Below are 21,501 nucleotides of genomic sequence, written 5' to 3'. Positions count from 1 at the left end.
ACGCATACATTGCGTGGTAATTTTTATAAGGGAAACCGGTTTCCTTATCCCGTGGTATAGTCTTGCAAGTGATGTAAGGGTATTCATAGGCTGTAAAGCTCTATATGCGCTTTTATGAGAGGGAGATGAGGAATGAAACGTAAAATATGGCTTATTCCGGTTCTGATCACATCCATTGTTCTGTCCATTACGGCGAATTTATTTGTGCTGCCGCCTGCACGGGTTGAAGCAGCCAGCATTGGCACCGTTACCGAGAATGACACGATCTATCAGATTATGGTTGACCGCTTCAATGACGGGGATACGTCCAATAATGCTACCGGCGCTGCCATCCGTTACGGCGAAACCTCCGAGGATGATTTCCGCTATATGAAGGGCGGCGACTGGCAAGGGATTATCGACAAACTGCCCTATATCCATAACATGGGCTACACCGCGATCTGGATTTCTCCGGTTGCAGAGCCGCAGATGACGAGCCGCGACAACAACGGTACAGGCAAAAACACAGCCTACCATGGATACAACGTTAAGGACCCCAATAGCGCCAATCCCTACTTTGGGACCAAGGAAAAGCTTAAAGAGCTGGTGGATTCCGCACATGCGCTTGGGATTAAGGTGATTATCGACGTTGTGCCGAATCATATCGGAGATTATATGCTGGGTACCCAGGCTTATTATGATATAGCGGGACTGCAGCCGGCAGCCCCTTTTAACAATCCGGCCTGGTACCATCATAACGGAGATATTGACTGGACCCTGGTAGACGGAAGATATGATCAGTGGGCCCAGGACTATATAGAAAATCACGATCTTGCGGGGCTGGATGATATCGACTTTGATGTTCCTGAGGCCAAACAAGCCGTCTTCAGTTCCATAAAAAGCTGGTTTGACTATACAGGAGCGGACGGCGCACGCGTGGATGCGGCCAAGCTGATTAAGCCGACGGATATCGGCGAGCTGCAGAACCTCCTCGGGGTGAACACCTTTGGCGAGAATTTTGACGGCAATGCCGAATTTGTCTCCCGCTGGGTAGGCACGGACAAGGAATGGGGCATGCTTGATTTTCCATTGTTTTTCTCCGTGCTGAACAGCTTCGCTTACGGGCAGTCCTTTGACTCCAACATTAAGGGTACGCTTGCTCAAGATTCTTATTACAACGGAAATGCGAACCATATGGTTACCTTTATCGACAACCATGACCGTAACCGCTTCCTGACGGAAGCCGGAGGCAGTGTTGAGAAGCTGCAGAATGCACTTTCGTTTATCTTTACTGTCCGGGGAACACCGGTGGTCTTCCAGGGGACGGAGCAGAATAAAGGCAATGGCAACGGCCAGATCATGACAGGTGGAATCGCCGATACCTGGAACCGCTGGTCAATGGTGAAACGGGATGCGAACGGTAATGTCCTGGAGAATTATTTTAATGAAAATACCAGCACTTACCAGCATATTGCCAAGCTGAATGAAATCCGCAAGAATAATCCGGCCCTTCGTACAGGCACCCAGCGTGAAATGTGGTCAGCACAGAACCTGTATGCCTTCTCGCGCCGCATCGACAGCGGCACCAATGTGGGCCAGGAAGCAGTCTCTGTATTCAGTAATGCTTCCAGCGGATCGCAGACCGTTACAATTCCGCTGCGTGCAGAGAGCACCTTGACGGCCGGGACGGTTCTGATCAATCAATTGAACACATCCGACACCGTAACTGTACAAGCGGGCGGAACAACCGGCAGACAAATTACCGTAAACGTAGGTGCCAATGCGGCGAAGATCTATTCCACAACACAGCCGGTTGCCGATACTGCCGCACCGACTGTTCCAACCAATGTGACAGCCACAGTGCAGAATGCCTCCAGTGCGCTAGTCAGCTGGACAGCGTCCACGGACAATGTCGGAGTAACCGGCTATGAAATTTACCGCGATGGAGTAAAAGTCGGAACTTCGGCAACCACCTCTTATACAGACAACGGGCTGTCAGCGCAAACCAGCTACAGCTATTCAGTAAAAGCCTTTGATGCCGCTGGCAACCTGTCGGCACTCAGTGCAGCGGCGCTTGTAACCACTCCGGCAGGAAATAATGTAACGATCTATTACAAGCAGGGCTACTCCACGCCTTATATTCATTACCGTCCGGCCGGAGGAACCTGGACGACAGCACCGGGCGCGGTCATGCCGGCAGCCGAAGTATCCGGCTACAACAAAATAACGATCAGCATTGGCTCCGCCACCCAGCTTGAAGCCTGCTTCAACAATGGCAGCGGCACCTGGGACAGCAACGGCGGCAGCAATTATTTCTTCGGCACCGGCACATGGACCTACACGCCAACCGGAAGCATCCAGGCGGGAGCACCGGTGACGCCAACGCCGACTCCGACACCAACGCCGACTCCGACGCCAACGCCAACAGCCACACCGACAGCCACACCGACCGTGACGCCAACGCCAACGGCAACACCTGTTGGCAATTCAGTGACCGTTTACTATAAGAATACCGCATACAACAGTTCTTATATCCATTATAGCCTGGACGGTTCGACAGTCTGGACCACATCGCCGGGAGTACAGATGCAGGCATCCTCCTATCCGGGCTACAATATGGCCACGATACCCCTCGGCACAGCGGCAGGCCTGACGGCGGCCTTCAACAACGGCAGCGGCACCTGGGACAACAACGGGGGCAGCAATTATCACTTTGCTGCAGGCAGCTGGAGTCTGGTGAACGGCAGCATCGCAGCAGGAGAGCCGCAGGCAGACAGCGTAACCTTCAGGGTGAGCGTGCCAAGCACGACTCCTGCAAGCGGGCCGGTGTATCTGACCGGCAGTTTTAACAGCTGGAACGCGGCGGACCCTGCGTATCAGCTGACCAAGGGCGGCGATGGCGTGTATTCGATCACCCTGAGCCTGCCGGCGGGAACAGCGTTGCAGTATAAAATAACGCGCGGAAGCTGGGCCACCGTGGAGACAAGCACGGGCGGTGCGGACATTGCGAACCGGACCCTGACCCCCGCAGGCGGGGCGCAGACAGTAACACTGACCGTGCAGCGCTGGAAGGATCTGTAGCAGCTTGGCTGAGCAATATATATTCCATGTGTTATCAGAGGTATACAGCAAGGAGCGGCCCTTCCCGGGAGCCGCTCCTTGCTGTGCAGGGGAAATTCCATGGATGCAGAGACAGCCTATTGAAGGCGCTTTGCGGTGGATTCGCGCACAATGAGCTCCGGCTCCAGCAGCTGCTGCTGTGCAGCTGTACGGCTTCCCTGTATATGGCCCATCAGCCATTGGCCGGAGGTGACTCCCAGTCTGAAGGTATCAATATTCAGCGAGGTTAGGGGAGGAGTGGTGTAGCGGGACAAGGGATACTCATCAAAAGCGGCAACGCCAAGCTGGCCAGGAACCGCAATTCCGAGTTCACGGGCAGCTTTCAGCACACCAAAAGCGAGATAATTGGTCATGCATACGACCGAATCTGGCCGGTCCTCGCCCTGAAGAAGCTCCCTTGCTGCACGGTATCCTTCATGCTCATCCGCCTGAACGTTTATAATCCAGTCCTGGCGGACAGCACGGCCGGACTGCTGCAATGCCTGAAGATAGCCGTTTGCACGGCGGCTGAAAATCCTCTCGTTCCGCTCGCCGCCTATAAAGGCGGGGCTGGAATAGCCCCGCTCCAGCAAATGGCCGGTCAGCATTCTGCCGCCTGCTTCGTTGTCGAAATCCACCCAGCTTGCGGCAATATCCATCTCACCGATGGAGACGTAGGGGAAGGCCAGCCGGTCCAGCTCTCTGGACAGTTCCTCGGTCAGCACCGAATTGTTGGCAATAATGCCGTCGACACGCTGGTTCAGCACCAGCCTGTTCAGGAAATGGCCCTCCGCAGCATGCTGCTGGATATTGCATAGGGTCAATTCGTATCCCAGGGGGCCGATCACGCTCTCAATGCCTCCGATAATATTGTAAAAGAACTGGTTCAGGAATTCGCTCTCTTTGGACATGTCAATCAGGAGGCCAACCGTATGGCTGCTCTGCCTGGCTAGCCCCGTAGCCATGCTGCTCGGAATATAATTCATCTGCTTCATAATCTCACGCACTTTGCGCTTGGTTTCCTTGGAGATCTTGGGAGAATCGTTCAACACCTTGGATACGGTGGATTTAGCCACATTGGCGGCTTTTGCAACATCAGAAATCGTCGCTTTCATCGGCAGCCCTCACAAGAATTGGAAAAGGATAGGTTTCATCTCATAGTTTATCATTTTGTTGCGTCATGTCATAATACCAGCATTTTTGCAGGATTCCTGTACATTCAGCCCTTGATTTTACACTGCGTTGATAATCGCTCGGGGAACTGGCATTTTGCCGGAAATGAAGGTAGGATGTTCTCAAGGACACTACGACAAGGAAGAGGACATATTCTAATGAGACCGTTCCGCATTCGTTTGACGTTAATATTGATGGCCTTGGTCGGCATATCCATGCTCGGTGCCGGTGTAACAATGGCCAAGCTTTTTAAGGATTCGCATATTTCCGTGCTGGAAGAAAACATGTCCCGGGAAATAAATTTGCTCTCAGGCACCTTTCAATTTATCGATACAGGCAGTCCGGATGCGGTCAGCTATTATACGGAGCAGGCTGAGCGAATCGCCAAGCTGACCAATTCACGGATTACTTTTATTACCAGGGACGGCCAAGTCATCGGAGATTCGGAGAAAGATCCGCTGGAGATGGATAACCATTCCACCCGTGAGGAGGAAGTGCTGGCAGCAAAAGAGGGAATTGGCCGTGCGATCCGTTACAGTGATACGCTTAACCGCGAGATGCTGTACGTCGCCGGTGCGGTCACCTCAGACCAGGGCTTTGACGGCTATATCCGGCTTTCCATGGGTCTGGATGCGGTGTCGGAGGGGCTTAACCGGGCCTGGATGATCATGGCGGGAGGACTGCTGCTGCTGTTCATCGCAGCGGCCTTTGTAAGCTACAAGGTTGCCTCCGGCATGACCTCTCCGCTTGAGCAGATTACAAGAGTGGCCCGGCGGATTACCGACCTGGACTATGATGCGAGGGTTCCCATTAACCGCAGAGACGAGGTCGGGCAGCTGGCAACTGCGATCAATGCCATGGCGGACAGCCTGCAGGCCCAGCTCAAGACGATCCGTGACAACGAGGATCTGCTGCAAAGCGTGCTGGACAATATGACAGGCGGCATCGTGATGATCAATGCAGAAGGAGAAATCGCGCTGCTGAACCGGGCCTCGGAACGGCTGCTGGATGTGAAGAACAGCGAGATGACAGGCCATTCCTATAAGGAACTGAAGCATCATTATGAGCTTACGCGTCTCATAGAGGAAGGAGTCTCCCGCAATGAGCCTATCCATGAAGAGCGGAGCATTTATAATCCCGCCGAGCGGATTGTGCGTCTGGATGGCGTGCCCATGATTCAGGACGGCTCCTGCCGGGGGATGCTGTTCCTGCTGCAGGAGGTGACGGAGATTCGCCGCCTGGAGAAAATGCGCAGCGAGTTCGTGGCGAACGTATCCCATGAGCTGAAGACTCCGGTTGCCGCAGTAAAAGGCTTTGCCGAGACGCTGCTTGGCGGCGGGGTCACGGATGAGAAGACTGCACGCTCCTTCCTCCAGATCATTTATGATGAGAATGAGCGGCTGAACCGCCTGATCGGCGATATCCTGGAGCTGTCCAAAATCGAATCCAAACGCGTGCAGCTCGAATGCTCGCCTGTGCATCTGATTGAATTCTTCGATTCCGTGCTGGAAACGCTAAGCAAGGTGGCGGAGAAGAAGAATATCAGCCTGCGCGCGGAGGTACCCGAAGAGCTGTTCATAGAAGGGGATGAGGATAAGCTGCGCCAGATCTTCATGAACCTGCTGTCCAATGCGATTAATTACACCCATGATGGAGGAAGTGTGAATGTAAATGTTGTGACCGGCCAGAAGGAGGACGGTACGGAGACGGTTGTCTTTACCGTCCGGGATACCGGCATGGGCATTCCGCGCAAGGACCTGCCGCGGATCTTTGAACGCTTCTACAGGGTGGACAAGGCCAGATCCCGAAGCTCCGGCGGAACCGGACTGGGACTGTCGATTGTCAAGCATCTGGTAGAGCTGCATCAAGGCTCGATTTCGGTAGAGAGCGATCTGGGAATCGGCAGCTCGTTTATTTTGAAGCTTCCGCTTCTGCAGGAAGAAGCATACTGAGCAGACCGTGTGGACCGGATAACAGCTTGCCCCTGCCGGATTGCCAGCAGGGGAGCAAGGCGCTACTATTAATTTAACGGCCGGAAATATAATGAAACCTTTGTTATTTTACACCGGGTTAACATTACGGTGATATGATGGGCTTGCCTGCAGTTTTGTAAAATTGAAAACATATGAAGACGGGGGAAACTATGGCACAACGATTGCTTGTCATTGAAGACGAACCAACACTGTCCCGGCTGCTGTCTTATAATTTGACGCAGGAAGGCTATGAGGTCACAGTGGAGGATCATGGAACGGCAGGATACGACCGTGCGACTAGAGAACCTTTTGACTTGATCGTATTGGATCTGATGCTGCCTGGAATGAACGGAATTGATATTCTGGATAAGCTGCGAAGTCAGGGCATCCGCACGCCTGTGATCGTGCTGACCGCCAAAAATGCCGAAGAGGATGTGGTCCGGGGCCTGAAGTCCGGCGCTGATGACTACATCACCAAGCCCTTTGGCGTATCGGAGCTGCTTGCCCGTGTCAGTGCAGTGCTGCGGCGGATATCCGGTCTGGCCGAGGAAGTTCAGCCGGAAGCTGCGGTATCTGCATCAACCATTATCCTGGGACAGCTGGAGATTTATCCCGAACGGTATGAGGTATCGCTGGGCGGCCAGAGCATTAATCTGCGTCCGAAGGAATTCGAGGTCCTCCTGTATCTGGCCCGCAAGCCTGGAGTCGTGCTTACGCGTGATGATCTGATGAACGCTGTCTGGGGCTTTGACTACATCGGCGGGCAGCGTACGGTGGATGTGCATGTCAGCTCCCTGCGCAAAAAGCTGGAGCTGGACCCGGAATCGGTGCATATCGATTCAATTCGCGGTGTAGGCTACAAACTTGTAGTGAACAAAAAAAGAACGCCGGTCATTTAAAATGACGGCGTTCTTTTTGTCCGCAAGCAAGATTTATAGATTTCACTCTGGCAAAAATACCAGCTTCTTCGCAAGGGCGGTGCAGCTATTTCAGTTTGCATTTTTAAGCCTCCGCATTGTGAGGCTTTTTGTAAATATAAGAATTTCCTGAACAAGCTGATGGAACGCAAGGAAGAGATTCATACGGGACTGAAGCGAAGTGTAAAAAGTAACATTAATGGGCTGGAATTCTGGCTTGAACGGGCTTTAGTGGGATTTTGTACACTTCATGGAGGCCTGCTCACCCTATAGGGCTGATTTCAGCCGAATTAGTTGTACTTTTTCCCACTAGGGATGATCCAGTCTCCGAATGCGGTGAATTAGTTATCCTTTTTCCCACTAAAATGGCTGCTCTTTGGATGAATGGTTCAAGTTCCATCTTAATGTAGGCGTATTCCTCTGCAGGGGAGAGAAACGGATCGATTAGGGAGCCTTTTTCCCGCTGCCCTTGCGAAAAAGCGGCTGGGGGAATATGAAGTGATCTTTTCCGCCTGGCTCCCCGCCTGGCTTCAGCGCCAGCCTTACACCTGAAATGCTAACAGCTGCGCTGCCCGGCCAAGACGGCGAAGCCGTTTCTGCTTGACATTTTGCGACAAAACCTGTCTTTAACGCTCCCGTAACCTTAACTCGACATTGAGTTTACAGAATACTGGTATGATTTTTGGCAATAAGCACCAGGATAATCATAAAGGGATTGCGAACCGGGGTACGAGTTGCCGGTATAGCCCTGGTTTGCTGTCAAAGGGGAAAACCTGACATTTGATTTTACACTGCGTTAACAATTCTCTACAACTCCATTTACACTGAAAGCTTATCATGGGGTACGAAGATGATGAGAAGGAGACACATAAACTAATGAAATCCATCATTGACATAGAGAAGCTTGATCTCTTCTATGAGTCATTTCAGGCGCTGAAGAGCGTGGACCTGCAAGTGCCCGAGAAGCAAGTGACCGCTTTTATCGGGCCATCCGGCTGCGGAAAATCCACCTTGCTGCGCACACTTAACCGAATGAACGACATGATTCCCGGCACACGAATTGAAGGAACCGTTAACATTGGCGGCAAAAACATTTACAGCGACGAGGTTGAGGTGGAAAGCCTGCGCAAGCAGGTGGGCATGGTGTTCCAGCAGCCCAATCCGTTTCCCAAATCGATCTATGACAACGTGGCCTATGGCCCCCGTCTGCATGGAGTGCGCGGCAAAGCGGAGCTGGATGTGCTGGTAGAGCAAAGCCTGCGCCAGTCCGCCCTGTGGGAGGAAGTCAAGGATTTCCTCAGGAAATCGGCACTCAGCCTGTCCGGCGGCCAGCAGCAGCGGCTTTGTATTGCCAGAGCGCTTGCCGTCCAGCCGGATATTCTGCTGATGGATGAGGCAACCTCTGCGCTCGACCCGGTCTCCACCCTCAAGATTGAGGAACTGGTGCAGGAGCTGCGGGACAAGTATACGATTGTCATGGTCACGCATAATATGCATCAGGCCGCACGGGTATCGGGCCGCACTGTATTTTTCCTGAACGGTGTGATTGTGGAGGCGGCGGATACGGAATTGCTGTTCTCGAATCCCAAGGACTCCCGCACTGAAGATTATATATCAGGACGCTTCGGCTGATTCTTGGAGAGCGGCACAGTTCTGGCAACAGCAAGCTGACCATAAGTTTTTGAGGAGGATCGCTTTTATCATGATTCGCAGAAAAGAATTCGATAAGGATTTGGAAGAGCTCCGCAGCCTGCTGCAGCAGATGGCCGAGCATGTGACGGATGCACTGGAAGGTGCGGTACTTGCTCTGCAGACACTGGATACCGTCCGTGCACAGGAAATCGTCAAAGCGGATTTGCGGCTCAATGCCATGGAAGACAGAATTATGGAAATCGGCTCGCGGCTCATTATCACCCAGCAGCCGGTGGCCAAGGACCTGCGCCGTATTATTGTTGCTTTCAAAATATCAAGCGATCTGGAGCGTATGGGCGATCTGGCGCTGGATGTCGCCAAGGTGACAATGCGTATCCAGGGTCAGCAGCTCATTAAGCCGCTAGTGGATATTCCGCGTATGGCGGAGATTGTAACAAGAATGACCACGGAAGCGATCCAGTCCTATCTGGATGAGAATACCGATCTGGCCTACAAAATGGCCCAGGATGACGATCAGGTCGATCAGCTCTACAGCAGCATGATCAATGAGCTGTATGCGTACATGGTCGAAAAACCGGAATTTCTGAATCAGTCGATGCTGCTCACGCTGGTCGGCCGTTATATCGAGCGCATTGCCGATCACGCCACCAACATTGGCGAGAGTGTCGTCTACTTAGTGACCGGCAAGCGTCCGGATCTGAACCAATAGCGGGCCGCACGATTTTTCTTAACAGGCAGTGCAGATATTGACTTGTTCGACAAAGCGCAGGCTTTCTTAAATGAAGGCTTGCTTTTTTATGTCAACACGCTGCTTGCGGTTTTAAACGGAGTTCATTGGGAAATCCTGCAATTCTTCATAAGAACGGCAATGCCGTTTTTGCTTGAAATATAAGAATTTATCTGTTTCACGCTATCAATTATCCTTCTACTTTTGGAGAAACGGGTGCCGCCTCTTTCAGAGGACGGCGAAGCCGTTTCTTCTCATGCGGGGCATATGTTAAAATGTAAGGAGTATGCAAGATAAAGGCGAGGTGCTGAAGTGGACAAGTTGATTCTTATAGATGGCAATAACATTATTTACCGCGCATTCTTCGCAATGCCGCCGCTGACGAATACCGCAGGGCAGCAGACGAATGCGGTGTACGGATTTACAACCATGCTGCTCCGCTTAATTGAAGAGCATAAGCCGACCCATATGATTGTTGCTTTTGATGCAGGGAGGATTACCTTCCGGCATGAAGGCTATGAAGACTACAAGGGCGGCCGGCAAAAGACACCGCCGGAGCTGTCCGAGCAGTTCCCCATGCTGAAGGAGCTGCTGCGGAATCTGGGTGTGCCGCAGTTCGAAATTGAAGGCTATGAAGCCGACGATATTATCGGCAGCATCTCCCGTGAGGCCGATGAGGCCGGACGGCAGGTTATGATTGTGTCCGGGGACAAGGATATGCTGCAGCTGGCTTCGGAGCATACGACCGTTGCTCTGGTGCGCAAAGGGGTTACCGAGGTGGAATTGTACGGGCCTCAGCAGATCCGCGATAAATACGATCTGACGCCGGAGCAGATCATCGACCTAAAAGGCCTGATGGGCGATGCCAGTGATAATATCCCCGGAGTTCCGGGCGTGGGTGAGAAGACGGCGCTGAAGCTGCTGCAGCAGTTCGGGTCCGTGGAGGGAGTGCTGGCCGGAACGGATGAGCTGAAGGGCAAGATGAAGGAGAAGCTGGAGGAGCATGCGGACAGCGCCGTCATGAGCAAAAGATTGGCGACGATCTACCGCGAGGTTCCGCTGGAGCATGCCTGGGAGGATATGGTGTTCACCGGAATCAAAGGCGATACCGCCGGCCCGGCGCTGGCCAAGCTGGAATTCAAATCCCTGCTGGAGCGGCTGTCGCTGAGCGCTTATGCACCTGCCGCCGGCGGGGGGGATGGACCTGAAGCTGCGGAGGCCGCGGTGCTCGACATCACCATTGTAGGTGAAGCGGAGATGCCGGACCTTATAGCCGCCTTGCCGGGCATTTCCGCGCTGCATGTGGAGTCAAGCGGCGAGAACCCGCATCGTGCCGAGGTGATCGGCATTGGCCTGTCCTCCCCGGAGCGGCATTATTTCGTACCGTTTGGACTGCTGAAGAGTCCTGCTGCGGCGAAGCTGCGGGATTGGCTGGGGGACGAGCAGGCGCCGAAGAGCGGCTATGATCTGCACCGCGCGGACCTGGCGCTGCACTGGCAGGGAATCGCTTTTGCCGGAGCCGCCAATGATGTTCAACTGGCCGCCTATTTGCTGGACCCGACGGAGGCGAACCAGAACCTGAACGACCTTACCGCCAAATACGGTCTGCCCCGCCTGTCTCCGGATGAAGAGGTGTTCGGCAAAGGCGCCAAATATACAATACCGGAGCTTGAAACCCTGGGCAATCATGTCGCCCGCAAAAGCGCCACCGTACTCGGCATCGTGCAGAAGCAGCAGCAGGAATTGACGGACACCGCGATGACCGGTTTGTTTGTCGACCTGGAGATGCCGCTGTCGCGCATTCTGGCCGATATGGAGAAGCAGGGAATTGCCGTCAACAGAGAGGATCTGATCGACCTCGGCAAGGAATTTGAAGCGCAGATTTCCAGGCTGGTATCGGAAATCTATATGATCTGCGGAACGGAGTTCAACCTCAACTCTCCGAAGCAGCTGGGGGAGATCCTGTTCGTGAAGCTGGGGCTGCCTGTAGTCAAAAAGACGAAGACGGGATATTCCACCGATGCCGAGGTGCTGGAGAAGCTGGCCCCGTATCATGCGGCAGTACGTCTGATTCTGCAGTACCGCACCATCGCCAAGCTTCAATCCACCTACGTGGAAGGTCTGCTTAAGGAAATTTCCCCTGAGACCGGCAAGGTACACACCTTCTACCGCCAGACCATCGCGGCAACCGGACGCCTCAGCAGCCAGTTTCCGAATTTGCAGAACATTCCGATCCGGCTCGAGGAAGGCCGCAAAATCCGCAAGGTATTCGTACCGTCCGAGCCGGGCTGGTCGATTCTGGCAGCGGATTACTCGCAGATTGAGCTGCGGGTGCTGGCGCATATTTCCGGCGATGAGCGGATGAAGGAAGCTTTTCTGGAGGATATGGACATTCACACGAAGACAGCGATGGATGTGTTCGGTGTTGCCGCCGATCAGGTGGACAGCAACATGAGGCGTTCTGCCAAAGCGGTCAATTTCGGGATTGTGTACGGCATCAGTGATTACGGCCTGTCGCAGAATCTGAATATTTCCCGCAAGGAGGCTGCGCGGTTCATTGAACAGTATTTTGAAGTGTTCAAGGGTGTGCGCCGCTACATGGATGATATCGTCAAGGATGCGCGCAAACAGGGCTATGTCACCACGCTGCTGGAACGCAGACGCTATTTGCCGGAGATCAATGCGAAGAACTTCAATCTGCGCTCCTTTGCCGAGCGGACTGCGATGAATACTCCGATTCAGGGGACGGCGGCGGATATTATCAAGCTGGCGATGGTTGAAATGGACAAGGCATTGTATGAGCGCGGGCTGAAGAGCCGCATGCTGCTGCAGGTGCACGATGAACTGGTGTTCGAGGTGCCTGAGGATGAGCTGGAGCTGATGAAGGAGCTGCTGCCAAAGGTTATGGCAGGTGCGCTGAAGCTCTCCGTGCCGCTGAAGGCAGAGGTAAGTTATGGAAGCAACTGGTATGAAGCGAAATAGGCTCCCCGTAAGGACCGGATATCCGGTATAATGGAGTGGAGGTGAGCCATAATGCCGGAATTGCCGGAAGTAGAAACAGTCAAAAGAACACTTAATGCCTTAATTACAGGCAAGCAGATAGAGAACGTCACCGTCCGGCTGCCGCGGATCATTCAGCGCCCGGACGATATTCAGGCTTTTGCCGGCATGCTGGCAGGCCATACAGTGGTGCAAGTGGAGCGGAGGGGCAAGTTCCTGCGGTTTGTGCTGGACGGCCTGGTTATGGTATCCCATTTGCGGATGGAGGGCCGCTATGGACTTTATCAGGGCGAGGAGCCGCTGGACAAGCATACCCATGTCATTTTTCATTTTACCGACGGGAAGGAGCTGCGGTATACGGATGTGCGCCAGTTCGGCACTATGCATCTGTTCCAGCCTGGTGAGGACCTGCTGCTTCCGCCGCTGAAGAAGCTGGGCGAGGAGCCGCTCGGGCCTTCTTTTACACCGGAACGGTTCAGGGAAATTATCTCGGGCAAAAGCACCAGAATCAAGCCGCTGCTGCTCAATCAGGAATATGTGGTCGGCATCGGCAATATTTATGTAGATGAGGCGCTGCACCGTGCCGGCATTCATCCCGAGACGGGCGCCAAGGCGCTTACGGACAGCCAGCTGGATCTGCTGCATCATGCTATTGTGGCTACTTTGACAGAGGCTGTGAACGCCGGGGGTTCATCTGTGAAATCATATGTCAACGGCCAGGGGGAGAGCGGGAGCTACCAGCATCAGCTGCTTATTTACGGGCGCAAGGACCAGCCCTGCGCCAGCTGCGGCACCTTGATCGAAAAGAGTGTGGTGGGGGGCAGAGGCACGCATTATTGTCCAAGCTGCCAGCCTCAGCCTGCATTAGTAAAGTAAGCGCTGCATCGTAAGATTTGGCACGGCGGTATTTTTTGAAATATAAGAAAGAACAGGTTTCAACAAAATGTCCTCCTTCAGAGGCCGGCAATGCCGTCTCATCTTGTTCATGCTTATGCTGTCCATGCTGCGGCAAAAGGCAGGCACTCACTGCACGTCCCGCCCATATACTGTGTGAAGAATGCTGAAAGAAAGCGAACGGAGCCATGCGCCCGGATTGGTATGTGCAGGCTTTTGGTTCTTCACGGGAGGGATTGCGGGTGCTCAGCCCATTTTTTTCACTGCTGCTGTTGGCGTTTGCCCTAAGTCTGGACGGTTTTGGTGTCGGCATTACATATGGGCTGCGTAAAATGAAAATACCGCTGCTCTCTGTTCTGATTATCTCAATGTGCTCGGGAATTGTCATATGTGTCTCAATGCAGGTCGGTGTGCTGCTGGCCAGGGTGGTTTCTCCTCATGCCGCATCCAGTATTGGAGCGGTTATTCTCGTCTTGATGGGCTGCTGGTCCCTATACCAGATGGTTACACAGAAAGAGAAGGAGCACGGCGGTGCAGATGTGCAGGCAGAGTCCGGGCAGGATGGACGGGAAGCTGAACCGGAGACGGCGGCTGCCTTCGCAGGAAATGCTGCCCATGCTGCAGGCGGCGCAGCAGAGGAAGACGAACCGCAGAGGCCAGCGGTCTTCTCATTGGAGCTTCGGCACCTGGGGGTGGTCATCCAGATCCTCCGCACACCTTCGTCGGCGGATATGGACGCATCAGGCAGCATCTCCTCCATGGAAGCTATGGTGCTCGGGATTGCCCTGTCGCTGGATGCATTTGGGGCCGGACTTGGCGCTGCCTTGCTGGGGTTCAGTCCAGTTTCCACTTCATTGATGATCGCCCTCTTCAGCGGCACCTTCCTGTTGCTGGGGATGAAGACGGGGCTGAGGCTGTCAGGAAGCTACTGGATGAAGCATGCCGCCCTGTTTCCTGCGTTATTATTAATTGCAATGGGAATAATGAAGCTATTATGAGGTGAGTACATGATTATGGGCTTAACCGGAGGCATTGCCTCCGGAAAAAGCACCGTATCCGCAATGTTTGTGGATAAGGGAGCGCGGCTGGTAGATGCCGATGTCATTGCCAGAGAGGTAATGCTTCCCGGGTCCCCGGTGCTGGCTGCTGCGGTGCAGCAGTTCGGAGATGAAATTCTGCAGCCGGATGGAACGCTGAACCGGGCCAGGCTTGGCGAGATCGTTTTTCACAACCCGGAAGCCCGGCAGCTGCTGAACGGCCTGACTCATCCGGCGATACGCCGGGAAATTAAGAATCGTATGTATGCTTGGGATCAGGAGGATCCGCGGCGTTTAATCGTTGTTGATATTCCTCTGCTGTATGAATCGCAGCTGGAGAATCTGTTTCAGGACATTGCTGTCGTCTATGTTCCCCGCGAGGTTCAGCTGGCCCGCCTGATGGAACGCAACCGGCTGACGCCCCAGCAGGCTGAGAGCAGACTGGGTGCCCAGATGGATATAGAGCTGAAGCGCAGCAGAGCCACCTATGTCATCGACAACAGCCGTGATCCGGTATATACCCGGCAGCAGGTTGACGGTTTGTGGGACAGGCTGGGGCTGTCATGAAATGGCTGCGCAAAAAAAGAGTGCTGCTCCTGCTGTTCATAGGCTTTACCGCCATACTGTTCCTGAGCACGAACTGGATGTCCTGGTTCTATCCCATTTATTATAAGAACGAAATTCGCACGCACAGCCTCACCTATGAAATGGATCCGTTCCTGGTGGCGGCGATCATCCGGGTGGAGACAAATTACAAGACCGGCCGTGAGTCCAAAAAAGGCGCCATAGGCCTGATGCAGCTGATGCCGGATACGGCCAAGTGGGCGCTCGAAAAGGCCAAGCTTCCCGATGTATCGCTGGAACGGCTGAAGGAGGAGCCTTCGGCGAACATTGAGCTGGGCACCTGGTATCTGTCCTCGCTGTCCCGCCAGTTCGAGGGCAACCGCATAGCGGTAATTGCCGCTTACAACGCAGGGCCGGGGAAGGTGCAGCGTTGGCTGGCTGAGGGAGACTGGGACGGCACCGAGGCGGCGGTGAAGAATATCCCGATTGGCGAGACCCGCCATTATGTTCAGCGCGTGATCTATTATTACGGGCAGTACACGGAGATATATAATGAATTCTAAGCTGCGTTCTGCACTGAAATCACTTCGGTTATGTAAAAAGAAGTATTAAACGACCCGGAGGGTGTTTAATACTTCTTAGGCAAGCTTATGGGGACAGGTTATTTGAACTGACCTGCCAGTGATTGTTCACCCAGGGTTACAAGACGTTTAGTGATGTAACCACCGATCGAACCGTTTTCGTAAGAAGTTTTATTGCCTTGGTATCCATCTGGGGAGAGCGTGATACCGAGTTCCTGGGCAACTTCGTATTTCAGTTGTTCCAAGGCACCGCGGGAATTTGGAGCTACCAGGTTATTGGAGCTGTTGTTTTGGCTCATTGCTGTTCACCTCCTATCGGTTGGTAACTGTATTATGTGCCGTAGTTGCCATCTTCATAACAAGAAATAAACGGTGATTTATGGAAATTAGAATTAGCCTCTTCGAAGCCGGATTCCTGCCGGACCGGGACGGCGCCAATATTGCAAAAGGAAGTGATTAAGCTTATGAAATGCCCTTACTGTGATCACACCAATACCAAAGTGCTTGATTCGCGCCCGGCCAACGAGAATAAGTCAATCCGCCGCAGGCGTGAATGCGAGTCCTGCAGCCGGCGGTTTACCACCTTTGAAATGATCGAGGAGACACCGCTGATCGTGATCAAAAAAGGCGGCAGCCGCGAGGAATTCAGCCGCGACAAAATTCTGCGCGGCCTCATCCGCGCCTGCGAGAAGCGTCCCGTCTCCGTCGAGCGCCTGGAGGTTATCGTCTCCGAAGTCGAGAAATCCCTGCGCGGCATCGCTCTGGCCGAAGTGGAGAGCCGCCAGATCGGCGAGCTCGTCATGGAGCAGCTCTATCCTGTAGATGAAGTTGCCTACGTCCGCTTCGCCTCCGTCTACCGCCAGTTCAAAGATATCAACATGTTCATGAAGGAATTGAAGGGGCTGCTGTCCAAAAGCACCGGGGAGCTGGAAGGATTGTAGGGAGCTGAGGAAGCTTCCTGCAAGCGCCGCAGAATTAAGCTCTTCAAGGACTCCGCAGTGCTGCACATCCAAAGCGGCAGCCCCCTCATGTTGCGGACATGCCTTCAAGCGGCGGAACAGGCCTGCCGGCCTGTTTCCATGCAGAGAAGTAGGCCGCTGCAATGCTGGCGGCTTACTGTCAGGTCGAAGTCGGGCGGGTATGCGGATGGTTGATAATCAGCATTGGCGCGCCAAAAAAAATTTTAACAAAAGTGTTGACATGAAGCTCGATATTTTATATTATATAGAAGTCGCCTGTGAAACAAATCATCAATAAAGTGACATGAATAGTACAGAATAAGTCAGTTTTTAGAATACATATTGTAGTTCTAAAACGCGCCATGGGGAATTAGCTCAGCTGGGAGAGCGCATCGCTGGCAGCGATGAGGTCAGGGGTTCGAGCCCCCTATTCTCCACCATATTGTGGACTCTTAGCTCAGTTGGTAGAGCAGTTGACTCTTAATCAATTGGTCCAGGGTTCGAGTCCCTGAGAGTCCATCATAGAAAGAACGGCAGAGATGCCGTTCTTTCTTGCTGTCTCGGGGATTGTGAGGAGCAAGCAGGCAGCGAAAGTGGAAGCGGGATTTTTGTCATTTCGCGTTCACCTGATCCGGCGCAAACCGCCAGCCCTCAACTTCAGCGGCCAAATCCAGATGCGCAGCCATTATTGAAATCGCGAACCTCCCGCTCCGGAAACAGATGATCTAAATTGCTGATCGCCTATGATTGCTTTCATTCTCCAGATTGTTTTTTTTACCATTCTTCGTACTGCTGCTCCAATCGCGTCATCGCCGTTCTCCTACTTGAATGCTCAAGAATCCGTTGATTTTTCCCGCAAAAAAGCCGCCTTAATACCCGCCTCTTCCTGGAAGCTAACTGGGAGGAGAGCATTAAAAGCGGCGTGTAATATGTCGAAATTTAGCGAAGTTTCACGATTTGTTGTTGCAAAAGAAAGTTTTATATATTAAAATTGCAAATATCATAATTACAAGTAACCCGCTCTAAATAATATTAATATAATCCGATGGGAGAATTGGAGATGGCGTACTTTGCAGTATTTGTAACGGAATTGGATAATTCGAAAAAAGAACAATACTTTGAGGATCATATGAAATATTTAGATGATCTGCGCGCACAAGGAACAATAATTGCAAATGGTAAATTTGCGGACGGTTCTTTGGGATTGATCCTGTTCCGCGGCGGATCTCAGGCGGAGGTGGAGGAACTTTTAGCCCGTTCTCCTTTTGCCGTTCATGGTGTGCGTGAATTTAAAGTTCATGAGTGGGTAGCCAAATGGGGAAATGAAACTTAGGAGAGCGATATAGCATGCCGGAATCCTTTACGTATAACCGCTTTTTACAAACCACCAATACAGTGGGCGGCACGAAAAATGACAACCCTGATCATGTGCATTTATCCTTTGGCTTTCCATATTCGGAGCTGTTTCCGGTTCAAGCGCTGGCCGAAGCGGCAAAACAGGCTACTTTGGAGCAGGGAACACGCGCACTCCATTATTTTGGCGGTCCGGCCGTTTCTTTTTTGCCAAGCTGGGTGGGCGGGCGGCTTGAGAAAATCGGGATGCAGGTGCCGGTGGAACAAATTAAAATTACAGTTGGCGCCGCGCAGGCGATTGAAGTCATTGCGCGCATTCTATGCAACGTTGGCGATGAGGTTTGGGTTGAGAATCCCAGTTTCTTTGGCGCGGTCCGCATGTTCCGTCTTGCGGGTGCGGCTCGCATCCGATCCTTTGAAATCGACTCAAACGGTATTCTGATTGAGCCCCTGCAAGTGGAGCTGGAGAGACGGGTGCTGGCCGGTGAGCCGCTGCCAAAATTGTTGTATGTGATGCCGAACTATCAAAATCCCACAGGGGTTTGTCTGTCTGTTGAACGGAGACAGCAATTGGCGGATTTGGCAGCGAGGTACGGGTTTTATATTTTGGAGGACGATGCGTATCTTGAATTGAACTTTAACGGCTCCTTCCTTCCTGCTATTCACACCTTTGCTCCCCGTTATGTGATTCATATCGGGACGTTCTCGAAAATCATCGGTCCCGGGGTTCGCCTGGGCTGGGCAGTTGTTCCTCCGGTATTAAGCCGATTTGTGCAGCAATTCATGAGCGGTTCCCAAACAAATCCCTACATGCAAGAGATTGTGTCCACGTATTTGCAGAACAACGATTTCCAGACATATTTGGACGGTGTTAATGCGCACTACAGGGAGCAAAGGGATGTGATGGTGAACGCGCTGGTTAATACCTTCGGGGACCGTATTGAAGTCCAAGTGCCAAGGGGCGGATTTTTCTTATGTGCCCGTTTTACACAGCCGACGGATGTCATACGGCTGACCCGGCTTGCAGAAGCGCATGGAGTGAGTGTGCTTGACGGCAGTGCCTTTTATGAAAATAAAGAAGGGAGAGATACCATACGCCTGTGCTTTACATATTGTTCCGGGGAAAGGATTGCGCTGGGTATCCGGCGGTTGTATAAGGCGTACCAGGAATTGCAGCAACGTCCGGAGTAGAATAATTTTTTTATTTCTAATTCCTAGTAAATGCATATGCTTATAAATATATGGGAGTGAAAAGCAAAATGAGCGACTATTCGCTGCATCCGCACGGAATATACCAAATTCGTCTCCCCATGGGCAATCCAGCCTGGATGAACAGCTATCTGCTGCCGGATGGAGAAGGATACACGCTGATTGACCCTGGCTTTAACACAGAAGCCGCCATTGCTTTTTGGCATGAAACGAGTAAAAAGATCGGTTTTACCTTTGATCAAATCCGTAAAATTATCGTTACGCATCATCATCCTGATCATTATGGCCTTGCCGGCTGGTTTCAACAACAATCCCGTGCACCAGTTTATGTGTCTGCCGTAGCCCGGAAGCAAATTGAAGGGTTATGGGGAGAAGGCCGCCCGCTGGTTGCTTATTTCCTCGATACCTACCGCAAGAACGGACTGCCGGAAGATTTGTTGGAACAGATGCAAATCCATCTGAACAACAATATACAGCAAGTGCTCCCGCAGGCGTCCCTGACCCTGCTGGACGAAGGGGAAAGGATTCAAATCGGAGATGCGGAATTCGAGGTATTGTCTGTTCCGGGCCATGCCGCCGGCCACAACGCCTTATACAGTAAAGCTTGGCAAATCATCTTTGTGGGTGACCAAGTGATGCCCGACAGCTTGCCCGATACCTGTTATGTGTCCGACGAGTTTGATCCCAGTCCCATTCACAGCTTCATCCAATCGTTGGATAAATTAAAGCCGTATGCCGTACAATTGGCGTTTCCGGGCCATCATCAGCCCTTTGTTGATTTTGGCGGGCGGCTGGCGCAGCTTCAGGAGTTAAATGCCGAACGTCAGCAAAAGGTGGTCAGCCAATTTACTGCGGATACATGGAAATCAGCCTACGAAGCGTATTACGGGGTATTTGAACCTGTACCTGCTTTAATTCAGAAACGGTTCCATTTTACCGAAACCATCTCCCGGGTCCGTTATGCCTTGTCCCAGGGCTTAATCGAACAAACGGAACAAAACGGAGTTGTGAAATATAGACAAGCTGTTAAGGACGGAGGGAAAAGCAATGACTGATAAACATAAAAAACAAATGAAATTAGGTGCCCGTGTGTTCGGCATTGGACACTATCGCACCTCCTGGCGTCATCCCAACGTGCCCTCGGACGGCAATGTGAACTTTGAAGAGCATGTCCGTCAAGTTCAAGAGGCGGAGGCGGCAAAATTTGATTTTGTATTTTTCTCTGACCGCCTGTACTTTGATGAGCATAGCGCCCCCAAGTCCGTGAACCAGTTGGAGCCGGTCACCTTGCTTGCCGCCCTTTCTTCCGTTACCAAAAATGTGGGTCTGGTGGCCACACTGTCGACTTCCTACACAGAGCCCTTTAACGCTGCACGCCAATTTATGACCATCGATAAAATCAGCGGCGGCCGCGCGGGCTGGAACGTGGTTTCCACCGCATTAAGCGGAGCCTCTCTGAATTACAGCCGTGATGTCCACTACGGGCATGCCGAGCGATACAAACGCGCCCGGGAGCATCTGGATGTGGTGCAGGGGTTATGGGATTCATGGGAAGATGATGCGTTCGTGTACGACAAAGAAAACAATGTATTTTACGACCCCGGCAAATTGCACACCTTGAACTATGAAGGCGAGTTTTTCAAAGTGCGCGGACCGCTGAACATCAACCGTTCTCCGCAAGGACAGCCCGTGATTTTCCAGGCCGGTCAATCCGAGGACGGCAAGAATTTTGCGGCGGAGTATGCGGAAGGTATATATACGACTCCGATTACGTTTGAAGAAGCCAACGCTTTCTATGATGATTTAAAAGCGCGTGTTGTACAAGCGGGCCGTGAGGAAGACGAAATTCTCATCTTTGCCGGCTTAAATCCGGTCATCGGCAGAACTGAAGAAGAGGCCAAAGCCAAATTTGCAGAAATTCTTGCTTACATCAGCTATGAAGAAGCGTTAACAGAGCTGAAGCTGTTCTTTAAAAATGTGGATTTGTTTAAGCTTGATCCGGATGCTCCCTTCCCCGAATTGCAGGACGAAGGCAATGATGGCTACAGCTATATGGCCAACCGCATTAAAATAGCTGCCCAAAAAGAAGGCTTGACCCTTCGGCAAGCGGCATTCCGTTATGGTACCCCCAAATCCGAATTTGTAGGGACACCCGAGCAAATAGCCGACCGTATGCAAGCGTGGTTTGAGGGCAGAGCCTGTGACGGGTTCTTCGTATGGCCTCCATATTATGAAGGAACACGTGAGTTCATTGACCTGGTGTTGCCGATTTTGCGTGAACGCGGATTGTTCAGAGAAGAGTATGAATCTACAACCTTACGCGGAAATCTGGGACTGGATTTTGTTCCGAACCGTTACACTGAATCATGAGAGGTTCAGCGGG

At 52.5% G+C, this 21,501-nt stretch carries 17 protein-coding genes and 2 tRNA genes; 17 read left to right on the top strand and 2 right to left on the bottom strand.

Annotated features, from left to right (window positions below):
- Window positions 1-132 precede the first annotated feature (132 nt).
- Complete coding sequence (locus HYD27_RS13120; RefSeq protein ID WP_219215766.1) at window positions 133-3,060, top strand: alpha-amylase family glycosyl hydrolase; 2,928 nt, start codon at window positions 133-135, stop codon at window positions 3,058-3,060.
- 116 nt (window positions 3,061-3,176) lie between these two features.
- On the opposite strand, the gene HYD27_RS13115 is transcribed toward HYD27_RS13120, so the two are convergent.
- Complete coding sequence (locus HYD27_RS13115; RefSeq protein WP_219215763.1) at window positions 3,177-4,193, bottom strand: LacI family DNA-binding transcriptional regulator; 1,017 nt, start codon at window positions 4,191-4,193, stop codon at window positions 3,177-3,179.
- A 216-nt stretch (window positions 4,194-4,409) separates the two neighbouring features.
- On the opposite strand from HYD27_RS13115, the gene pnpS reads away from it, so the two are divergent.
- From pnpS to HYD27_RS13070, 9 genes are all read left to right on the top strand, one after another.
- Entirely contained in the window at window positions 4,410-6,203 is a 1,794-nt protein-coding gene (pnpS, locus tag HYD27_RS13110; protein WP_219215762.1) for a two-component system histidine kinase PnpS, read from the top strand.
- Between the two features lie 191 nt (window positions 6,204-6,394).
- On the top strand, window positions 6,395-7,123 hold the full coding sequence (locus HYD27_RS13105; RefSeq protein WP_219215760.1) for a response regulator transcription factor: 729 nt from the start codon (window positions 6,395-6,397) through the stop codon (window positions 7,121-7,123).
- A gap of 894 nt (window positions 7,124-8,017) precedes the next feature.
- Window positions 8,018-8,773 (top strand): phosphate ABC transporter ATP-binding protein PstB, encoded by a 756-nt coding sequence (pstB, locus tag HYD27_RS13100; RefSeq protein WP_219215758.1) that lies wholly within the window; start codon window positions 8,018-8,020, stop codon window positions 8,771-8,773.
- A gap of 70 nt (window positions 8,774-8,843) precedes the next feature.
- Window positions 8,844-9,503, top strand: coding sequence for a phosphate signaling complex protein PhoU (gene phoU, locus HYD27_RS13095; RefSeq protein WP_219215756.1), 660 nt, complete (start codon window positions 8,844-8,846; stop codon window positions 9,501-9,503).
- Window positions 9,504-9,833: 330 nt separating this feature from the next.
- On the top strand, window positions 9,834-12,503 hold the full coding sequence (gene polA / locus HYD27_RS13090; protein WP_219215754.1) for a DNA polymerase I: 2,670 nt from the start codon (window positions 9,834-9,836) through the stop codon (window positions 12,501-12,503).
- A gap of 51 nt (window positions 12,504-12,554) precedes the next feature.
- Window positions 12,555-13,397, top strand: a complete 843-nt coding sequence (gene mutM / locus HYD27_RS13085) for a DNA-formamidopyrimidine glycosylase (RefSeq protein WP_219215752.1) — start codon at window positions 12,555-12,557, stop codon at window positions 13,395-13,397.
- A gap of 260 nt (window positions 13,398-13,657) precedes the next feature.
- Complete coding sequence (locus HYD27_RS13080) at window positions 13,658-14,413, top strand: manganese efflux pump (RefSeq protein ID WP_219215750.1); 756 nt, start codon at window positions 13,658-13,660, stop codon at window positions 14,411-14,413.
- Between the two features lie 9 nt (window positions 14,414-14,422).
- A complete protein-coding gene (gene coaE, locus HYD27_RS13075) occupies window positions 14,423-15,019 on the top strand; it encodes a dephospho-CoA kinase (RefSeq protein WP_219215748.1) in 597 nt (198 codons plus the stop codon).
- Window positions 15,016-15,579, top strand: a complete 564-nt coding sequence (locus HYD27_RS13070) for a lytic transglycosylase domain-containing protein (protein ID WP_219215810.1) — start codon at window positions 15,016-15,018, stop codon at window positions 15,577-15,579. Before coaE ends, HYD27_RS13070 begins: the two co-directional genes overlap by 4 nt.
- A gap of 98 nt (window positions 15,580-15,677) precedes the next feature.
- On the opposite strand, the gene HYD27_RS13065 is transcribed toward HYD27_RS13070, so the two are convergent.
- Window positions 15,678-15,896 (bottom strand): alpha/beta-type small acid-soluble spore protein, encoded by a 219-nt coding sequence (locus HYD27_RS13065; protein WP_219215747.1) that lies wholly within the window; start codon window positions 15,894-15,896, stop codon window positions 15,678-15,680.
- 165 nt (window positions 15,897-16,061) lie between these two features.
- Here HYD27_RS13065 and nrdR point away from each other — a divergent pair, with 165 nt between their 5' ends.
- From nrdR to HYD27_RS13030, 7 genes are all read left to right on the top strand, one after another.
- A complete protein-coding gene (gene nrdR, locus HYD27_RS13060; protein ID WP_074084047.1) occupies window positions 16,062-16,538 on the top strand; it encodes a transcriptional regulator NrdR in 477 nt (158 codons plus the stop codon).
- 382 nt (window positions 16,539-16,920) lie between these two features.
- Window positions 16,921-16,996, top strand: a tRNA-Ala gene (locus HYD27_RS13055).
- A gap of 6 nt (window positions 16,997-17,002) precedes the next feature.
- Window positions 17,003-17,075: transfer RNA gene (locus HYD27_RS13050), tRNA-Lys, on the top strand.
- Window positions 17,076-17,616: 541 nt separating this feature from the next.
- Window positions 17,617-17,889 (top strand): YciI family protein, encoded by a 273-nt coding sequence (locus tag HYD27_RS13045; protein WP_219215745.1) that lies wholly within the window; start codon window positions 17,617-17,619, stop codon window positions 17,887-17,889.
- A 14-nt stretch (window positions 17,890-17,903) separates the two neighbouring features.
- On the top strand, window positions 17,904-19,100 hold the full coding sequence (locus HYD27_RS13040) for an aminotransferase-like domain-containing protein (RefSeq protein WP_219215743.1): 1,197 nt from the start codon (window positions 17,904-17,906) through the stop codon (window positions 19,098-19,100).
- A 68-nt stretch (window positions 19,101-19,168) separates the two neighbouring features.
- A complete protein-coding gene (locus HYD27_RS13035) occupies window positions 19,169-20,173 on the top strand; it encodes an MBL fold metallo-hydrolase (protein WP_219215741.1) in 1,005 nt (334 codons plus the stop codon).
- Entirely contained in the window at window positions 20,166-21,488 is a 1,323-nt protein-coding gene (locus HYD27_RS13030) for an LLM class flavin-dependent oxidoreductase (protein WP_219215739.1), read from the top strand. Before HYD27_RS13035 ends, HYD27_RS13030 begins: the two co-directional genes overlap by 8 nt.
- The last annotated feature ends 13 nt before the right edge of the window (window positions 21,489-21,501 follow it).

The organism is Paenibacillus sp. S150, from assembly GCF_019352175.1.
Lineage (GTDB): Bacteria > Bacillota > Bacilli > Paenibacillales > Paenibacillaceae > Paenibacillus_AQ.
The sequence above is the reverse complement of the archived record's forward strand: the minus strand, read 5'-3'. Positions and strand labels throughout refer to the sequence as shown.